This is a genomic window from Nostoc sp. CMAA1605 (genome assembly GCF_021596505.1).
In the GTDB taxonomy this organism is placed as follows: Bacteria; Cyanobacteriota; Cyanobacteriia; order Cyanobacteriales; family Nostocaceae; genus Trichormus.
The window spans coordinates 18238-31899 of record NZ_PJIZ01000132.1 but is presented as its reverse complement, the minus strand read 5'-3'; the positions used below and the strand labels follow the sequence as shown (position 1 = coordinate 31899).

15 protein-coding genes are annotated in these 13662 nt (G+C 41.4%); 3 read left to right on the top strand and 12 right to left on the bottom strand.

All coding sequences use genetic code 11. The features are described from left to right. On the top strand, window positions 1-474 hold a 474-nt coding region (locus CV014_RS27545), incomplete at its 5' end, for a ferrochelatase (protein WP_236144928.1). A 65-nt stretch (window positions 475-539) separates the two neighbouring features. Here the strand turns inward: CV014_RS27545 and CV014_RS27540 are convergent. From CV014_RS27540 to CV014_RS27495, 10 genes are all read right to left on the bottom strand, one after another. After that, window positions 540-1094, bottom strand: a complete 555-nt coding sequence (locus CV014_RS27540; RefSeq protein WP_236144927.1) for a DUF4126 domain-containing protein — start codon at window positions 1092-1094, stop codon at window positions 540-542. A gap of 48 nt (window positions 1095-1142) precedes the next feature. Next, complete coding sequence (locus CV014_RS27535; protein WP_236144926.1) at window positions 1143-1331, bottom strand: hypothetical protein; 189 nt, start codon at window positions 1329-1331, stop codon at window positions 1143-1145. 214 nt (window positions 1332-1545) lie between these two features. Beyond that, complete coding sequence (purB, locus tag CV014_RS27530; RefSeq protein ID WP_236144925.1) at window positions 1546-2841, bottom strand: adenylosuccinate lyase; 1296 nt, start codon at window positions 2839-2841, stop codon at window positions 1546-1548. A 40-nt stretch (window positions 2842-2881) separates the two neighbouring features. Beyond that, the gene (locus CV014_RS27525) at window positions 2882-3424 is read right to left on the bottom strand and encodes a DUF421 domain-containing protein (RefSeq protein WP_236144924.1); all 543 of its coding nucleotides are present in this window, start codon (window positions 3422-3424) and stop codon (window positions 2882-2884) included. Window positions 3425-3426: 2 nt separating this feature from the next. After that, window positions 3427-4338, bottom strand: a complete 912-nt coding sequence (locus CV014_RS27520; RefSeq protein ID WP_236144923.1) for a YihY/virulence factor BrkB family protein — start codon at window positions 4336-4338, stop codon at window positions 3427-3429. 147 nt (window positions 4339-4485) lie between these two features. Next, complete coding sequence (gene aroF / locus CV014_RS27515; protein ID WP_236144922.1) at window positions 4486-5544, bottom strand: 3-deoxy-7-phosphoheptulonate synthase; 1059 nt, start codon at window positions 5542-5544, stop codon at window positions 4486-4488. Between the two features lie 266 nt (window positions 5545-5810). Further along, window positions 5811-6281 (bottom strand): PAM68 family protein, encoded by a 471-nt coding sequence (locus CV014_RS27510; protein WP_236144921.1) that lies wholly within the window; start codon window positions 6279-6281, stop codon window positions 5811-5813. Between the two features lie 12 nt (window positions 6282-6293). Next, a complete protein-coding gene (gene rpsO, locus CV014_RS27505; RefSeq protein WP_103137058.1) occupies window positions 6294-6563 on the bottom strand; it encodes a 30S ribosomal protein S15 in 270 nt (89 codons plus the stop codon). A 110-nt stretch (window positions 6564-6673) separates the two neighbouring features. After that, a complete protein-coding gene (locus CV014_RS27500) occupies window positions 6674-7528 on the bottom strand; it encodes a cyanophycinase (RefSeq protein WP_236144920.1) in 855 nt (284 codons plus the stop codon). Window positions 7529-7798: 270 nt separating this feature from the next. Continuing rightward, a complete protein-coding gene (locus tag CV014_RS27495) occupies window positions 7799-8002 on the bottom strand; it encodes a hypothetical protein (protein WP_236144919.1) in 204 nt (67 codons plus the stop codon). Window positions 8003-8314: 312 nt separating this feature from the next. Between CV014_RS27495 and CV014_RS27490 the strand changes: the two genes are divergently transcribed. Together CV014_RS27490 and CV014_RS27485 are read left to right on the top strand one after the other, a co-directional pair. Beyond that, window positions 8315-10225, top strand: coding sequence for an ATP-binding protein (locus tag CV014_RS27490; protein WP_236144918.1), 1911 nt, complete (start codon window positions 8315-8317; stop codon window positions 10223-10225). A 172-nt stretch (window positions 10226-10397) separates the two neighbouring features. Further along, window positions 10398-11352 (top strand): IS630 family transposase gene (locus CV014_RS27485; protein ID WP_236141298.1). Its coding sequence is split into 2 segments (ribosomal slippage): window positions 10398-10741 and window positions 10740-11352, totalling 957 coding nucleotides; the frame shifts between segments, so codons are not numbered across the junction. A gap of 173 nt (window positions 11353-11525) precedes the next feature. Here CV014_RS27485 and CV014_RS27480 read toward each other — a convergent pair. Continuing rightward, on the bottom strand, window positions 11526-12326 hold the full coding sequence (locus CV014_RS27480) for a class I SAM-dependent methyltransferase (RefSeq protein WP_236144917.1): 801 nt from the start codon (window positions 12324-12326) through the stop codon (window positions 11526-11528). 211 nt (window positions 12327-12537) lie between these two features. After that, window positions 12538-13530, bottom strand: coding sequence for a phenylalanine--tRNA ligase subunit alpha (pheS, locus tag CV014_RS27475; RefSeq protein ID WP_103137052.1), 993 nt, complete (start codon window positions 13528-13530; stop codon window positions 12538-12540). Window positions 13531-13662: the final 132 nt, after the last annotated feature.

The following is a 13662-nucleotide window of genomic DNA, read 5'->3' as shown; positions in this document are numbered from 1 at the left end:
ACTTTAGCCTATCAAAGTCGTGTAGGCCCAGTAGAATGGCTGCAACCCTACACAGAAGACGCACTCAAAGAACTAGGCGCGCAAGGTGTGAATGACTTAGTTGTAGTCCCCATCAGTTTTGTCTCAGAACATATCGAGACTTTACAAGAGATTGATATTGAGTATCGGGAAATCGCCGAAGAAGCAGGAATTCACAACTTCCGGCGCGTACCTGCACCCAATACCCATCCCATCTTTATTAGAGCCTTAGCTGATTTAGTAGTTGAAGCACTGCAAAAACCCAGCCTTAAACTTTCCCAAGTCACCCAAATGAAGAAGAAAGTGAAGATGTATCCTCCAGAAAGTTGGGAATGGGGTATTACCACCAGTGCAGAAGTCTGGAACGGTCGTATTGCCATGTTAGGCTTTATTGCGTTGATTATTGAATTAGTGACAGGCCGTGGACTGTTGCATCTAGTTGGACTATTGCAATAAGTGAAAAGTTATAAGAAAAAAGCTTTTTAATATCTCACTTCCCTCCTCTGGAGGGATTTTTGGTTTTATGCGTTGTTTTTTTTACCTGCTTTGTGATACCAGTCATACCACTGTTTAGCACTATGCAAAGCGAACAAGAGGAGGATTAAAGCGATTAATCCTCCTTGCCAGGGAGCATCAAAAGCAAACAGCACTAGAGCTATACATAAGGTATCTTGTAAAAAGACCGCCCATAATGGCAACCCCCGTAAGCGATAAAACCAACCCACCTGTACCAACTGTAAGACGAGAGCAAATAAACCACCAATTCCAGCTAGTAACCACTGTGGTGTTGCTGTAGCTGAAGCCACGGTTAAACCCATAATCCCACCAACAATGGGAGATAAGGATAAATGAATTACTTGTAATATTCGTTGTCCCCAGAGTTTTTTAGAAACAAATATTTCTGCAAAGGAACAACCGATAACAAGAGTTAATAGAACTCTATGGGAAACATGAGAGAAAATTGGCACCTGCGACCAAAAATCACTGCCCTGTAAAAGAAAGATAATAAATAAAGGTATGCCTATTCTCATTCCTGCTGCCGCAGAAGCAGAAAGAGTAGCTAGGATTTCAATCATTAGGGTACTCAAATAACTAAATAAAGGGGCTTTTATTTGTTATTTATATTACCCACTACTGAGAGAAGATACAGCAACTATTTTAAAGTCTTTAAGGAGAGTGCTGAGTGCTGAGTGCTGAGTGCTGAGTGTTGAGTGCTGAGTGTTGAGTGTTGAGTGCTGAGTTGTGTTAGCGGTAGCGCGGCGTTTAGCCGGTGGGGAGTTGTGAGTGGGGAGTAATGAGTAATGAGTAATCAATTCTTTAATTTTGGATTTTGAATTTTGAATTTTGAATTGATTTGAGTAATGTTAGCGGTAGCAGGGCGTTTAGCTGGTGCTGAGTAAGGAAATCTATTCAGCCTTGTCCACCTTGTCTACCTTGTCCACACTTGTCCCATCCTTTAAATTTCGGATTATATTCAATCCAAAATCCAAAATCCAAAATCCAAAATTCCCAATTCCCAATCCCTACCTAAATCCCCAATCGTTGATAAACCTCGTCTAAATGACGCAGGTGTTGTTGGGGGTCAAAACAGACGGCAATTTCATCTGCTGATAACCTTTGGGTGACGCGGGAGTCATTGACAATCAAGTCGTGGAAGTTGCCTTCTGGCTTATTCCAAGCGGTGTGAGCGTTTTGTTGGACGATCGCATATGCTTCTTCGCGGCTCAAACCCTTTTCTACTAGGGCTAGTAGGACTTTCTGACTAAACACCACTCCGCCATAGCAGTTAAGATTGCGCGCCATGTTTTCTGGATACACCAACAGGTTTTTCACCAATTCGGTGATTTCCTTTAGCATGAAATGGGTCAAAATACAAGCATCCGGCAGAACTACCCGTTCTACAGAACTGTGAGAAATATCCCGTTCATGCCACAAAGCAACGTTTTCTAAGACTGCACCGGCGTGACTTCTAATTAATCGCGCCATCCCCGTCAATCGTTCGGAACGGATGGGGTTACGCTTGTGGGGCATAGCACTAGAGCCTTTCTGCCCTTTGGAGAAATATTCTTCGACTTCCAGAACGTCTGTTTTTTGGAGATTGCGAATTTCCACAGCAAAGCGTTCAATGGAGGCGGCGACTAGGGCTAATTGCTGTACATAGTCAGCGTGGATATCGCGGGAAATCACCTGTGTAGAGGCGGTATCTGGCTTGAGTCCTAATTTTTGACAAGCGATCGCTTCTACTCTTGGTTCTATATTGGCATAAGTTCCCACCGCGCCGGAAATCTTACCTACAGCAATGGTTTCGCGGAGAATTTGCAATCTTTGTTGATGACGCAAGACTTCCGCCAGCCATCCAGCTAGTTTAAAGCCAAAGGTAATCGGTTCAGCATGAATACCATGCGATCGGCCGGCCATGACGGTATAACGATGTTCCCGTGCTTTAGAGCGAATCACCTGGATTAAATCTTCCAGGCGTTGGGCTAGCACATCCAGACTAGCAACCATTTGCAATGCTAAAGCCGTATCTAGGACATCAGAACTAGTTAATCCCAAGTGGATATAACGCCCTGCATCGCCTACATATTCATTGACATTCGTCAAAAAAGCGATCACATCATGGCGGACTTCCGCCTCTATCTCTAACACCCGTTTCGGGTCAAAGTTTGCCTTAGCCTTAATTTCCTCAACAGCCGCAGCCGGAATGTAACCCAATTCAGCTTGGGCTTCACAAACTGCAATTTCTACTTGAAGCCAGGTTTTAAACTTATAAGCTTCAGTCCACAAGTTGCCCATTTCGGGCAAAGTATAACGCTCAATCAACGTTCGCGGCAGAATACAACTGTCATATTTTACCCTCTATTTAGCCTTTCTCAATGGCTTTTTGTGGGTTGACATTCTGAGTTTTTAATTCAAATCTAATAATACTGATGCTACCGTCTGCCTCCATATACGCCAACTTGACCTCATCTAATAATTCCACGCCTTGCTGACGTAATTTACTCATCAATTCATCTTCTGTAATCAATTCTTGTTGGAGGTGGCGTTTGATTGTTTTACCATTTTTCACTAACAAGATGGGCGGAGGATTCAGAAATCGTTGTACTGCGGGTAATTTGTAGCCTAGCCAGTTTAAGAAGTAGCTCCAGAAAATCACCGTTCCTACTAAAATTGCTCCTTCGGTAATGGAAGTATAGTTACTAGCCATAGCGTTTTGGGCGGCTTCAGCAAATAACACTACTACGAGCAAATCAGTAATTCCCAGCGTTCCTAATTGTCGGCTAGGTAGTAAACGTAACACTGAAAATAGGGCTAGATAAACTAAAGAGCCTCTGACTAGTAATTCCAGAACGCTAATACTAGGAACAAAAACTGCACGCCAATCGATATAAAGATATTTATCCATCTCTATGACTTTCTCTGATTTTGATTTGTAGATTTACCTTTATCCAAGGGGATGGCGTTATGTGTCGGTACAATGCGTCTACCATACTTCCTGGCATAAACCTGGGTAAATTCAGCCCCAAAAAACAGAATTTGGGCAGTATAGTAAACCCAAGCCAGAATTACTACTACTGAACCTGCTGCACCGTAAGCTGATCCAAAACTGCTATTACCTAAATAATGTCCTAATAAAAATCTCCCGATGGAAAATAACAGGGATGTAATCATCGCCCCAATTAAAACATCCGCCCAAGTAATTTTGACATCGGGTAAAACTTTGAAAATTAGTCCGAATAGTAAAGTGGTGACAATAAAGGAAATCACAAAGTTCAACAGTTGCCATACGAAATCTATACCTGGTAATAAACCACTAAAATAACTGACAACTGCTGACAAGACGGTGCTAACAACGAGAGAGACTAACAACAAAAAGCCAATCGATACGACCATTGCAAAAGATAAAAAACGCTGGCGCACAATATTTTTTACGCCGCGTCCTGGTTTTGCTTGTACTTCCCAAATCGTGTTGAGAGAATCTTGTAATTCGGTAAAAACTCCGGTTGCACCTAACAACAAAAGAGCGACACTAATTATAGAAGCGATAGTACCTGCTTGCGGTCGATTAGCATTTTGAATGGCGGTTTCGATGAATTCTGCTCCCTCTCTACCGACTAAACCTTGAATTTGGTTAACAATTTCACCCCTAGCAGCATCTTCACCTAATACTGCACCAGCGATCGCAATCACAATAATCAGCAATGGTGCAATGGAAAAAACTGTGTAGTAAGCTAAAGCCGCAGCTAACCGTGAGGCTTTATCTTCACTCCACTCTTGAAACGCTTCTTGAAAAAGTTGCCATATCGCCTGCAAATTCATTGAATTAATCTCCCTGCTCAGAAGATGCCACTACTGGTTTTGATATATTTGATACTGTTTAACTCAGTAGAGACATCTTCCCCAAGGTATTGATTCAGCTTCCTGGAGATAGAATTTTCTTGATTTACTCTCCAGTGGAAAAACTGCTTACGCTAAAGCTGCGGCTGGTGTTGGCCAGCGTCCTACGGCTTTACCGATGACAGCTAACTCTTGCATCAACTGGTCAAAGGCTTCTGGTGTCAATGATTGCGGCCCGTCGGATAGGGCTTTTTTAGGGTTGGGGTGGACTTCAATCATCAGAGAGTCACAACCAGCTGCGATCGCCGCCATCGCCATCGACGGTACAAACTCAGCCCAACCTGTACCATGACTAGGATCAATCATAATTGGGAGGTGGGTTAATTTCCGTAATACCGGCACTACAGATAAATCTAAGGTGTTGCGAGTATATTGGCGGTCAAAGGTACGAATACCCCGTTCGCATAAAATTACATTAGGATTACCTGCTGCCAAAATATATTCAGCCGCCATCAACCAATCTTCAATGGTAGCCGCCATTCCTCGCTTTAACAGCACTGGTTTGGGTTGCGCCCCGACTTTTTTGAGTAGGGAGAAATTCTGCATATTTCTTGCGCCGACTTGAATCACATCAGCCACTTCGGCAATAATTTCTAGTTCCGCCGCATCCATCACTTCTGTAATAATGCCCAAACCGCTAACTTCCCGCGCTTTGGCGAGTAATTCTAAAGCACTTTCGCCGTGTCCTTGGAAGGCGTAAGGTGAGGTACGGGGTTTATATGCGCCACCCCGCAAAAACCTGGCTCCGGCTGCTTTAACGCGCTGTGCAGTGGCAACGATCATTTCCTCGTTTTCCACAGAACAGGGGCCAGCCACCACTACCAAAGGATGGTGTTCCCCAAATATCACTGCACCATCGGGGGTATTCACTACAACTTCCGAGGCTTCACCGTGGCGATATTGCCGACTAGCACGTTTATAAGGAAGTTCTACTCTTAATACTTGCTCAATCCAAGGACTGACTTCTTGAATTTGTAGTGGGTCTAAGTCAGCAGTTTCACCCACTAAACCAATTACTACTTTGTGTTTACCAACAATCTTTTCTGGTGTCAAACCCCAACTACTCAGTTCTTCATTAATCCGGTCAATCTCCGCTTCGGGAGAACCAACTTTCATGACTACAATCATTAGAAATTCCCCTTTGAATGGCGTGAAAGCTCAAACTTATAGGCGATTATCTTGGTTCTTATCTATTTAGTGTAGTCAGCAAAAATGAAGAATTGAATTAACACCCCAAAAAATTAAGCACTCAAGGCTTTTATGGCTGCTAGTTGGGTCTAAAGTTTAATCATAAATTTTTAATTTAGAAATGTTGAAGTCATCATCCATAAACTTCAACATTGACTCTAAAAATTTACCCAAAACAGCAGTTATATAAATGCCTGAGTGCGTTTTTATGCTTTTTTCTGCCGAGTTTCGCGCCAAACGTCTGCCATGCGTCCCCAATTGGTTCTAAATTCACTAAAACCTATTAGGCCACCCACTCTATCTTCGTCCCATGAGGCAGAAAGAACGCCATAGGTAATTCCCAACACACCTAAACCAAAAAGTCCCATATTCACCAGTAATACAGCGATGGGAGCTAATTTGATATCGGAGTAGGTAGCTAACAAATAACTGACTACTAAGGCGGAAATACCCAACGCTGTGGGAATGCCGCAAAATGCTGCTACTCGCCTGATCATGCGCTGACTCACCACCTGGGGAATCGCCATTTCTTCTTTTGTGAAGGGTGGCTGTTGTTTCTCCTGTTTTTCAGGTTCTTGAGACTTGATTGGTGGGGTGTTTTTCGCTTTTGCAGGTTTTTGGCGTTTGGTTTTTGGTTCAAATGGTAGACGAGTGCTTTCTGATTCTTCAGCAGGCATAAATGCTAATCCCTATCCACGAATACCTAAGCGACCAATCAAAGCTTGATATTTTTCCCGGCTATCTTCTTGGACGTATGCTAACAAACGCTTACGTTGACCAATCAGTTTTAACAATCCGCGACGGGAAGAGTGGTCTTTTTTGTTGGCTTGTAAGTGTTCGCTGAGGCGGTTAATGCGTGCAGTTAGCATCGCAATTTGCACATCAGCAGAACCGGTGTCTGTTTCGTGGACTTGGTAGCTAGAGATAATTTCTTGTTTGCGCTGTTGCGTCAGAGCCATGATGAGTTGAATTCGATTTTTTCTAAATGTATGCAGCAGTCTCCCATCATATCACAGCCATTAAGTTGTGTGTAACTAGCCTTGATGGCAGCAGCGCAGAAGCAAAAAATTTAGGCATTACCTGCGCCAACGGGTACGGCATTATCTGCGGCTACACCATTACTGAGAATGGGTTTACGGGTTTTTAAGTCAAATTTAAACCCGTGGGGTAATATGTGCAGTTTTGCACCACAAACGGCTAGTGCTTCATCACGTAAAATTTCATCTAAGTTGTTGTATGTGGCTTCTGAGTCATCCACGACTGTAACTGAACCTTGACCGATGATTTCAATTTGACTATCTGTGACGACCATAGCAGTATTTTCGTCAATACCAAATCCTAATACAGCAGGTTCTCGAACTAAGGCTGTAATTAAGCGTCCTAAGCGTCCGCGTTCGGAAAAATGTTGGTCAATGACTACCCCAGGAAGGAAGCCTAAGCCTGGCCCCATATCAACAATTTCTGGACGAGGATTAGTTTCTGAGTCACCTTCGACAATCATTTTATCTGGCATGACTGCTGCGCCTGCACTTGTACCACCAATCACGATACCTTCGCCATAGCGTTGGTGAATGGCTCTATCTAATTCTGTGTCTTTGAGAATACTAGTAATACGGGCTTGATCTCCCCCTGTAAAAAATATACCTGTAGCTTTGGCGATCGCTTCTAATGCTGTGGATGAAGTTGCGTCCTCACGGGTTTCTGTATCTACTATCCGCACTTTTTCTGCGCCTAATCTCTCAAAAACCCTGATGTAATTCTCTCCCACATCTCTAGGGAGTTCTGTGGCTGCGGTCATAATCACAATATTGGCTCTTGTACTACCCGCACGGCGCACAAACTCCCGCAAAATTTGGGAATCTCCATCTTTGTCTTCTGCTCCCCCGATAATTACCAACTGGCGTTTATTTTCACTAGTAGTCATATAGAATTTCCTAACATTAGTTAATTTATTACTAATTTCAATAAAGCATGACATTTATCAATATCAAATCATCCTATTGGTAGATAAAAATTATCTAAAATCACTGCAATTTTCATCTGAAATCTACCTTGGAATACAGGTGAATCACAACAAAAACATAGATGATATTTCTGGTTAAATTTAAACCCAAAAATAACAACAGATAAGTCAGCATAACTTATCTGTTGTCACAGTTGATGATGAAGTTGAATCCTGCAAAAAATTATTTTTTTAACAAATCTGATTTCTATATATCAGGTTGACCAAAAAAAAGCGTGCCTGTTCTAATGGCAAATGTCGAGGCTTACCTTGATAGACAATTTGATATTCATTGATATCTGCTCCGTCTCCATGACCAGAAATCAACTTGAGTTGAAACGCTTCTTGGGCAAGTTGTCTAACTTCATCTCTTAAAGTAGCTTGTGTACTATTCATACCTTTGGCTATTTCCTAAACCCATTTCTTATTTATATCTACTATGCGTAAGTCTGACACCTATCAAGGGTAATATTTTGTATGAGTATTTGAGAAAATAGATAAATTTGATGATTATTCAGGCTAACTAAAACTAAGTATGTCTTGGGATAGTTGAAAGTGCTGATAAATGAAGTTATGTATAAACAGTGTTATCAAAATATAGGTTAAGTTGTGCCGCAGTAATTGCGAAAATCAATTTAAAATTAGTAAGACATATTAAATGAAATTAATAACTGAATTTAAAGGAAGTTAGCCAAAGGTAAAACATCTATGATTCAGGAAAAAAGCACCGATATAGTCCGTATTAATGCTAGGAAAACAGATGTCTTTGATATTTTCAATTTTCGCTATTATGTCGGGTCTAACCCTTATTTAGATGTCGGGGCAATAGTGTTTAATTTAGCGGTAGTAGCAGATAAACAGCCCCTACCAATAGAGGATTATATTGCGGTTGTGAGCGATCGCTATCCCCAATTAGGCAAACAAACTTACGAATCCTACGCCCATCTGTTTGCAGCTACAGTCTTAGAAGTAGGCAAACTAGATATGGATTTGTACCCGCATCGTTGGAGTGTGAAACCTAATTCCAGAGGTTTCCACATAGCTGTACAATCACTGCACGAACGCACCACAACATCAGTTATTTACCTAGTTTGGGATTGGTTAGAAGCCATTACCCAAGGTAAAGAATTCTTCTTAGATGAGCAAATTTTTCACCTCCAAGACAGATTTCGTCAATCTGCTTACGGTGGCCCTACGGTTTACGCCTTACTGCGAACCGCCTATGAAAAAGGTATTCCCTCACTCTATCTATGGGAAGAAGGCCTGATGCAGTATGGCTGGGGTAAAAAACAAATTCGGGGTGTGGGTACAACTTTTAACTGTGACAGCCATTTAGATTCAGAATTTACCACCCATAAAGATGATTGCAAAGCGTTTCTGCACAATTTAGGCTTTCCCGTTCCCCAAGGAGATATTGTTTTTTCCTTTAGAGAAGCTAAACAAATAGCAAAAGAAATTGGCTACCCAGTAGCAGTGAAACCTGTTGTGGGTCATAAAGGTATTGGTGTTACCCCAGATGTGAAAGATTTAGATGAACTAGAAGCAGCCTATGACCGGGCTGTAGAAGCGATTCCTGAAGGGGAAACCATCAGAATTATTGTGGAGAAAAGTATCTCTGGTAAGGATTTTCGGTTGTTGTGTGTGAATGGTAAGTTCGTGGCGGCTACTGAACGCCGTCCTGCTTTTGTCGTCGGTGATGGTTACTCAACAATTGCAGAGTTAATTCGTCAAGAAAACCGTAAACCTGCACGTTTAGATAGTCCCACTTCACCAATGAGTAAAATTCGCATTGATGAGGAAATGGAGTTTTATTTAGACTTGCAAGGGTTGTCATTAAACAGCATTCTGGACAAAGAAGAAACTATCTACCTGCGGAGAGTTGCTAATCTTTCGGCTGGAGGTTTAAGTATTAATGCCACCAACACCATCCACGATGACAACATTATTTTGACGCAAGACATCGCCCAATACTTTCAACTCACTTGTTTAGGTATTGATGTGATTGCTGAAAATCTGTCAGATTCTTGGAAGGATGGTAAATTTTCTATTTTAGAAATCAACGCCGCACCAGGAATTTTCATGCACTATAATCCGGCTGAGGGTGAGAGTGTTGATGTTCCTGCACATATCCTGGCAACATTTTTTAACTCAGGTTTAGAAGCCAGAATCCCCATTATTACCTTTAATAAAATTCAGGTAGAGGAACTACAAGCCACAATTGATCACATTTTGTCACAACACCCAGATTGGATAATCGGATCTGTATGTCGAGGGGGCGTATTTATTCAGCGATCGCCAAAGGTATTACACCCAGAATATAATCACAATGTCCAAACTTTACTCCGCCACCCCAAACTAGATTTACTCATTGCTGAGTATCCAGAAGAAATTCTAGAAGCCGAAGGAATGTTTTACTACGGTAGTAATTTAGTAGTGCTAGATAACCCTAGCGAAACAGAAATGATGTTGATGCGAGATATATTAGATGGTTCTACCGTAGTTATTAAGAAACAAAACGATATTTCGATTCGGCGCAAAGGCTTAATTGAGGATTATTCTTTAGGAGAAAATGAATCCTTTGCTCAAGTTTATTTAAAAGAAATCAGCCCAATTTTGTAATTGCGCCACACTAAAGCCGTACTCAGAATCAGTAAAAAGGTAAAAGATTAATATTGCTTGTTTTTGCCTTTTACCTTTTTACTCTGATGCTCAATAACAAACTTATAGCCTTTCCCAGTCTGCTGAAGTACAATTGAGCAAATAAAGCTGTACATACTAGTCTAGGGTAAAAATGAAAGCATATTCCCTCGATTTGCGTCAAAAGATACTGGATACATATTTAAAAGATGGAATATCACAACGACAGTTAGCAGAAAGATTTGGTGTAACTTTAGGATTTATAGAGAAATTACTGAAACAGTATAGAGAAACAGGAAATATCGCACCGAAAGTCAGAACACAACAAACGCCACCAAAGCTAAACTCTCAGCAATTGAATGTGCTTCAGGAAATAGTAGAAGCCAAAAATGATGCCACTTTATCAGAAATTCGGGAGCTACTCAAACAAAAAACAGGAATAACCATTGGGATTTCGACAGTAGACAGAATGTTAAAGAGGATGGAAATTAGCTTAAAAAAAAACATTGCACGCCGCAGAAAAAGATACTCCAAGAGTTCAAGCGTTAAGATTACAGTTTTGGCTACAAATACGAGGAATACCAGCCCAAAAGCTGATATTTCTAGATGAAGCCGGAGCGAATCTATCTTTGGACAGACAGTCTGCTCGTGCCAAAAAAGGTGAAAGAGCGCATGGTCAAAGACCGCAAAAACGTAGTAAAAATGTCTCGATAATTGGTGCAATTGGTTTGAGAGGAGTCGTTAGCCAATACAGTATTTTAGGAGCGACTGATGGTCTAACATTTGAGGCTTATATTTCGCAAAAACTAGTTCCGAAACTGAAGAAAGGTGATTATGTAATCATGGACAATTGCTCAATTCATAAAGGTGGGGATATTGAAAAACTCATCGAATCTGCTGGAGCTAAGTTGATTTATTTACCACCGTATTCTCCTGATTTTTCACCCATTGAAAATTGTTGGTCAAAGATTAAGAATGCACTCCGTTCTATCGGTGCTAGGAGTTATCCAGATTTAGTAATAGCAATTGAAACTGCTTTTAGCCAAGTCTCTTTAGATGATATTTTTAATTGGTTTACTCATTGTTGTTATTGTACTTCACTAGACTGAGAAAGGCTATAACGCCGTGTGCAACTTTCTCTCAAACCTAACCCCCAACCCCTTCCCTACAAGGGAAGGGGAGCAAGATTTAAAGCCTCTCTCCTTGCAGGGGAGAGGTTTGGAGAGGGGTTTCAAAAATAAGTTGCACATCGCGTGAATTACTAGGAAGTAATGTAGGAGTATTAGCTTGCTTGATATGCCCATATCTCAAACTTAGCTTTAGACGATAACTCAGTTGCTAACGAACCATAATGTTGCAGACAAAACTCTTCAAACTCCACCATGATTTGATGAAATATCTCATCCGATACCAGCCAACATAAACCATATGCCCGTGACTTGAAACAATTGAGGAGTTCTTGAACTGTGTTACTTACCACCCACTCCTTTGCAATTACATAGTTTGAACAATATCCTTTGCCATCAAAATATTCTTCTATGTTGATTGCTGAGGTTATTTTCTGACTGACTTGATTTGTTGCTGATTTCTCTATATATTTAGCTAAAATTTTTCGGAAATAACCTTCAAATTCCATACGGGCTGGTGGAGTAATCCATTGAGCATTGAGATAATAACCTTGTGGTTTCAAAACACGTTCAATTTCATCCAAAAAGACTTTCCAGTCTAAAACGGTGTGAATCATATGAACGGTTAACACAACATCAAAACTCTGATTTGGAAAAGAAAGTTGGGAAGCATCTGCATGAATTAACTGGAGATTTGGCGGGATTGTGTGTAGTTTTTGCTTTAATTGCTCAAGCATGGCTTGAGAGGCATCAATCCCAGTAACAGAATAGCCACGTTTGACCAAAGGAATAACATTCAATCCTGTACCAATACCAAGTTCTAAAAAAGAGGTTTCTGGTGTTGCGTTGACTAATCTAATAATAAAATCTACGACTTCCTCTGCTATAGATTCTGTTAGCCAACGAGTTTGATCATAAAGGTGAGCAATATTGTCATAGTAGGTAGACTTTACCATTTTATTGTTCAGAACAGGGTAAATAATTCAAGGTTTGTAGTGAAAACTTTAGTTCTTAAAAAAGGACTAAAGTCCTTACTACGAACTGAATCCTATTATTTTTACATTGCTTAATGTAGTTTGTTTTTTCCGCACCGACTTACTTGCTTGCGCTGAAAGTCTCTGGGGAGGAGTAATTAATCTCCTCTCAAGGACTTTTTAAACTACTTAATTAAAACTGGCGTAAAAAGCGCAAATCGCTGGCATATAAACGACGGATATCGTCAATTTGGTGTAACACCATTGCAAAGCGTTCTACACCAAAACCCGCCGCAAATCCGGTGTAAATTTCTGGGTCATAACCTACAGATTTCATCACATTTGGGTCTACCATGCCGCAACCCATGACTTCTAACCAGCGACCATTCCACTGTAAATCTACCTCAGCCGAGGGTTCTGTAAAGGGGAAATAACTGGCACGGAAGCGAATCGGCAAGTCGCCAAACATAGCATTTAAAAATACTTTAATTGTGCCTTTGAGGTCAGTAAATGTTAGTCCCTCATCAATGGCTAACAACTCGATTTGATGGAAAACTGCTGAGTGAGTAGCATCAACATTATCACGCCGATACACTCGCCCTGGGGCTACAACCCGAATGGGTGGTTCTTCCTTCTCCATGTAGCGAATTTGTACCGATGAGGTATGAGTCCGCAGGAGATTACCATCAGGCAGGTAGAAAGTATCCTGCATATCACGGGCAGGGTGGTCTGGTGGGGTGTTGAGAGCCTCAAAATTGTAGTAATCTGTCTCCATTTCCGGCCCTTGCGCCACCGTGTAGCCCATACCGACAAAAATATCAAAAGCCCGGTCAATAATGCCATTTAAAGGATGAATGCGACCTTGGGGGCGATAAATGCCCGGCATTGTGACATCAAGGGTTTCTGCTTCTAGTTGTGCTTGAATTTGGGCATTTTCTAGGGCAGACTTTTGCTGGTCTAAACTAGCTTGTAGTGCTTCCTTGACCGTATTGGCGATCGCACCAATTTTTGGTCTCTCCTCTGCACTCATTTGCCCCATGCTACGCAACAAAGCCCCCAATTGACCTTTTTTCCCCAGATAGTTAACTCTGAGTTCCTCCAGACGTTCGAGGGTATCGGCGGCAGCGATCGCCTGTTCTCCTTCTTGCCGCAATGCTAAAAGTTGAGCTTCTAAGTTGCTAGTCATTAGTCAATAGTCCATAGTCAATAGTCAATAGTCCACAGTTTTGGACTATTCGACAAATAACTTTAGTAGTATGCCATTAATTTATGAGAGACAGGGGTGAAAACCATCGCTCTTTTTATCAGTTTAGATGGG

What these genes read in the sequence shown, in the direction of transcription:
- CV014_RS27500 (WP_236144920.1), bottom strand. Translation starts at nt 7,528, where the DNA reads ATGACTACTAGTGAAAATAAACGCCAGTTGGTAATTATCGGGGGAGCA.
- CV014_RS27510 (WP_236144921.1), bottom strand. Translation starts at nt 6,281, where the DNA reads ATGCCTGCTGAAGAATCAGAAAGCACTCGTCTACCATTTGAACCAAAA.
- CV014_RS27525 (WP_236144924.1), bottom strand. Translation starts at nt 3,424, where the DNA reads ATGGATAAATATCTTTATATCGATTGGCGTGCAGTTTTTGTTCCTAGT.
- pheS (WP_103137052.1), bottom strand. Translation starts at nt 13,530, where the DNA reads ATGACTAGCAACTTAGAAGCTCAACTTTTAGCATTGCGGCAAGAAGGA.
- CV014_RS27495 (WP_236144919.1), bottom strand. Translation starts at nt 8,002, where the DNA reads ATGAATAGTACACAAGCTACTTTAAGAGATGAAGTTAGACAACTTGCC.
- aroF (WP_236144922.1), bottom strand. Translation starts at nt 5,544, where the DNA reads ATGATTGTAGTCATGAAAGTTGGTTCTCCCGAAGCGGAGATTGACCGG.
- CV014_RS27520 (WP_236144923.1), bottom strand. Translation starts at nt 4,338, where the DNA reads ATGAATTTGCAGGCGATATGGCAACTTTTTCAAGAAGCGTTTCAAGAG.
- rpsO (WP_103137058.1), bottom strand. Translation starts at nt 6,563, where the DNA reads ATGGCTCTGACGCAACAGCGCAAACAAGAAATTATCTCTAGCTACCAA.
- CV014_RS27540 (WP_236144927.1), bottom strand. Translation starts at nt 1,094, where the DNA reads ATGATTGAAATCCTAGCTACTCTTTCTGCTTCTGCGGCAGCAGGAATG.
- CV014_RS27480 (WP_236144917.1), bottom strand. Translation starts at nt 12,326, where the DNA reads ATGGTAAAGTCTACCTACTATGACAATATTGCTCACCTTTATGATCAA.
- CV014_RS27490 (WP_236144918.1), top strand. Translation starts at nt 8,315, where the DNA reads ATGATTCAGGAAAAAAGCACCGATATAGTCCGTATTAATGCTAGGAAA.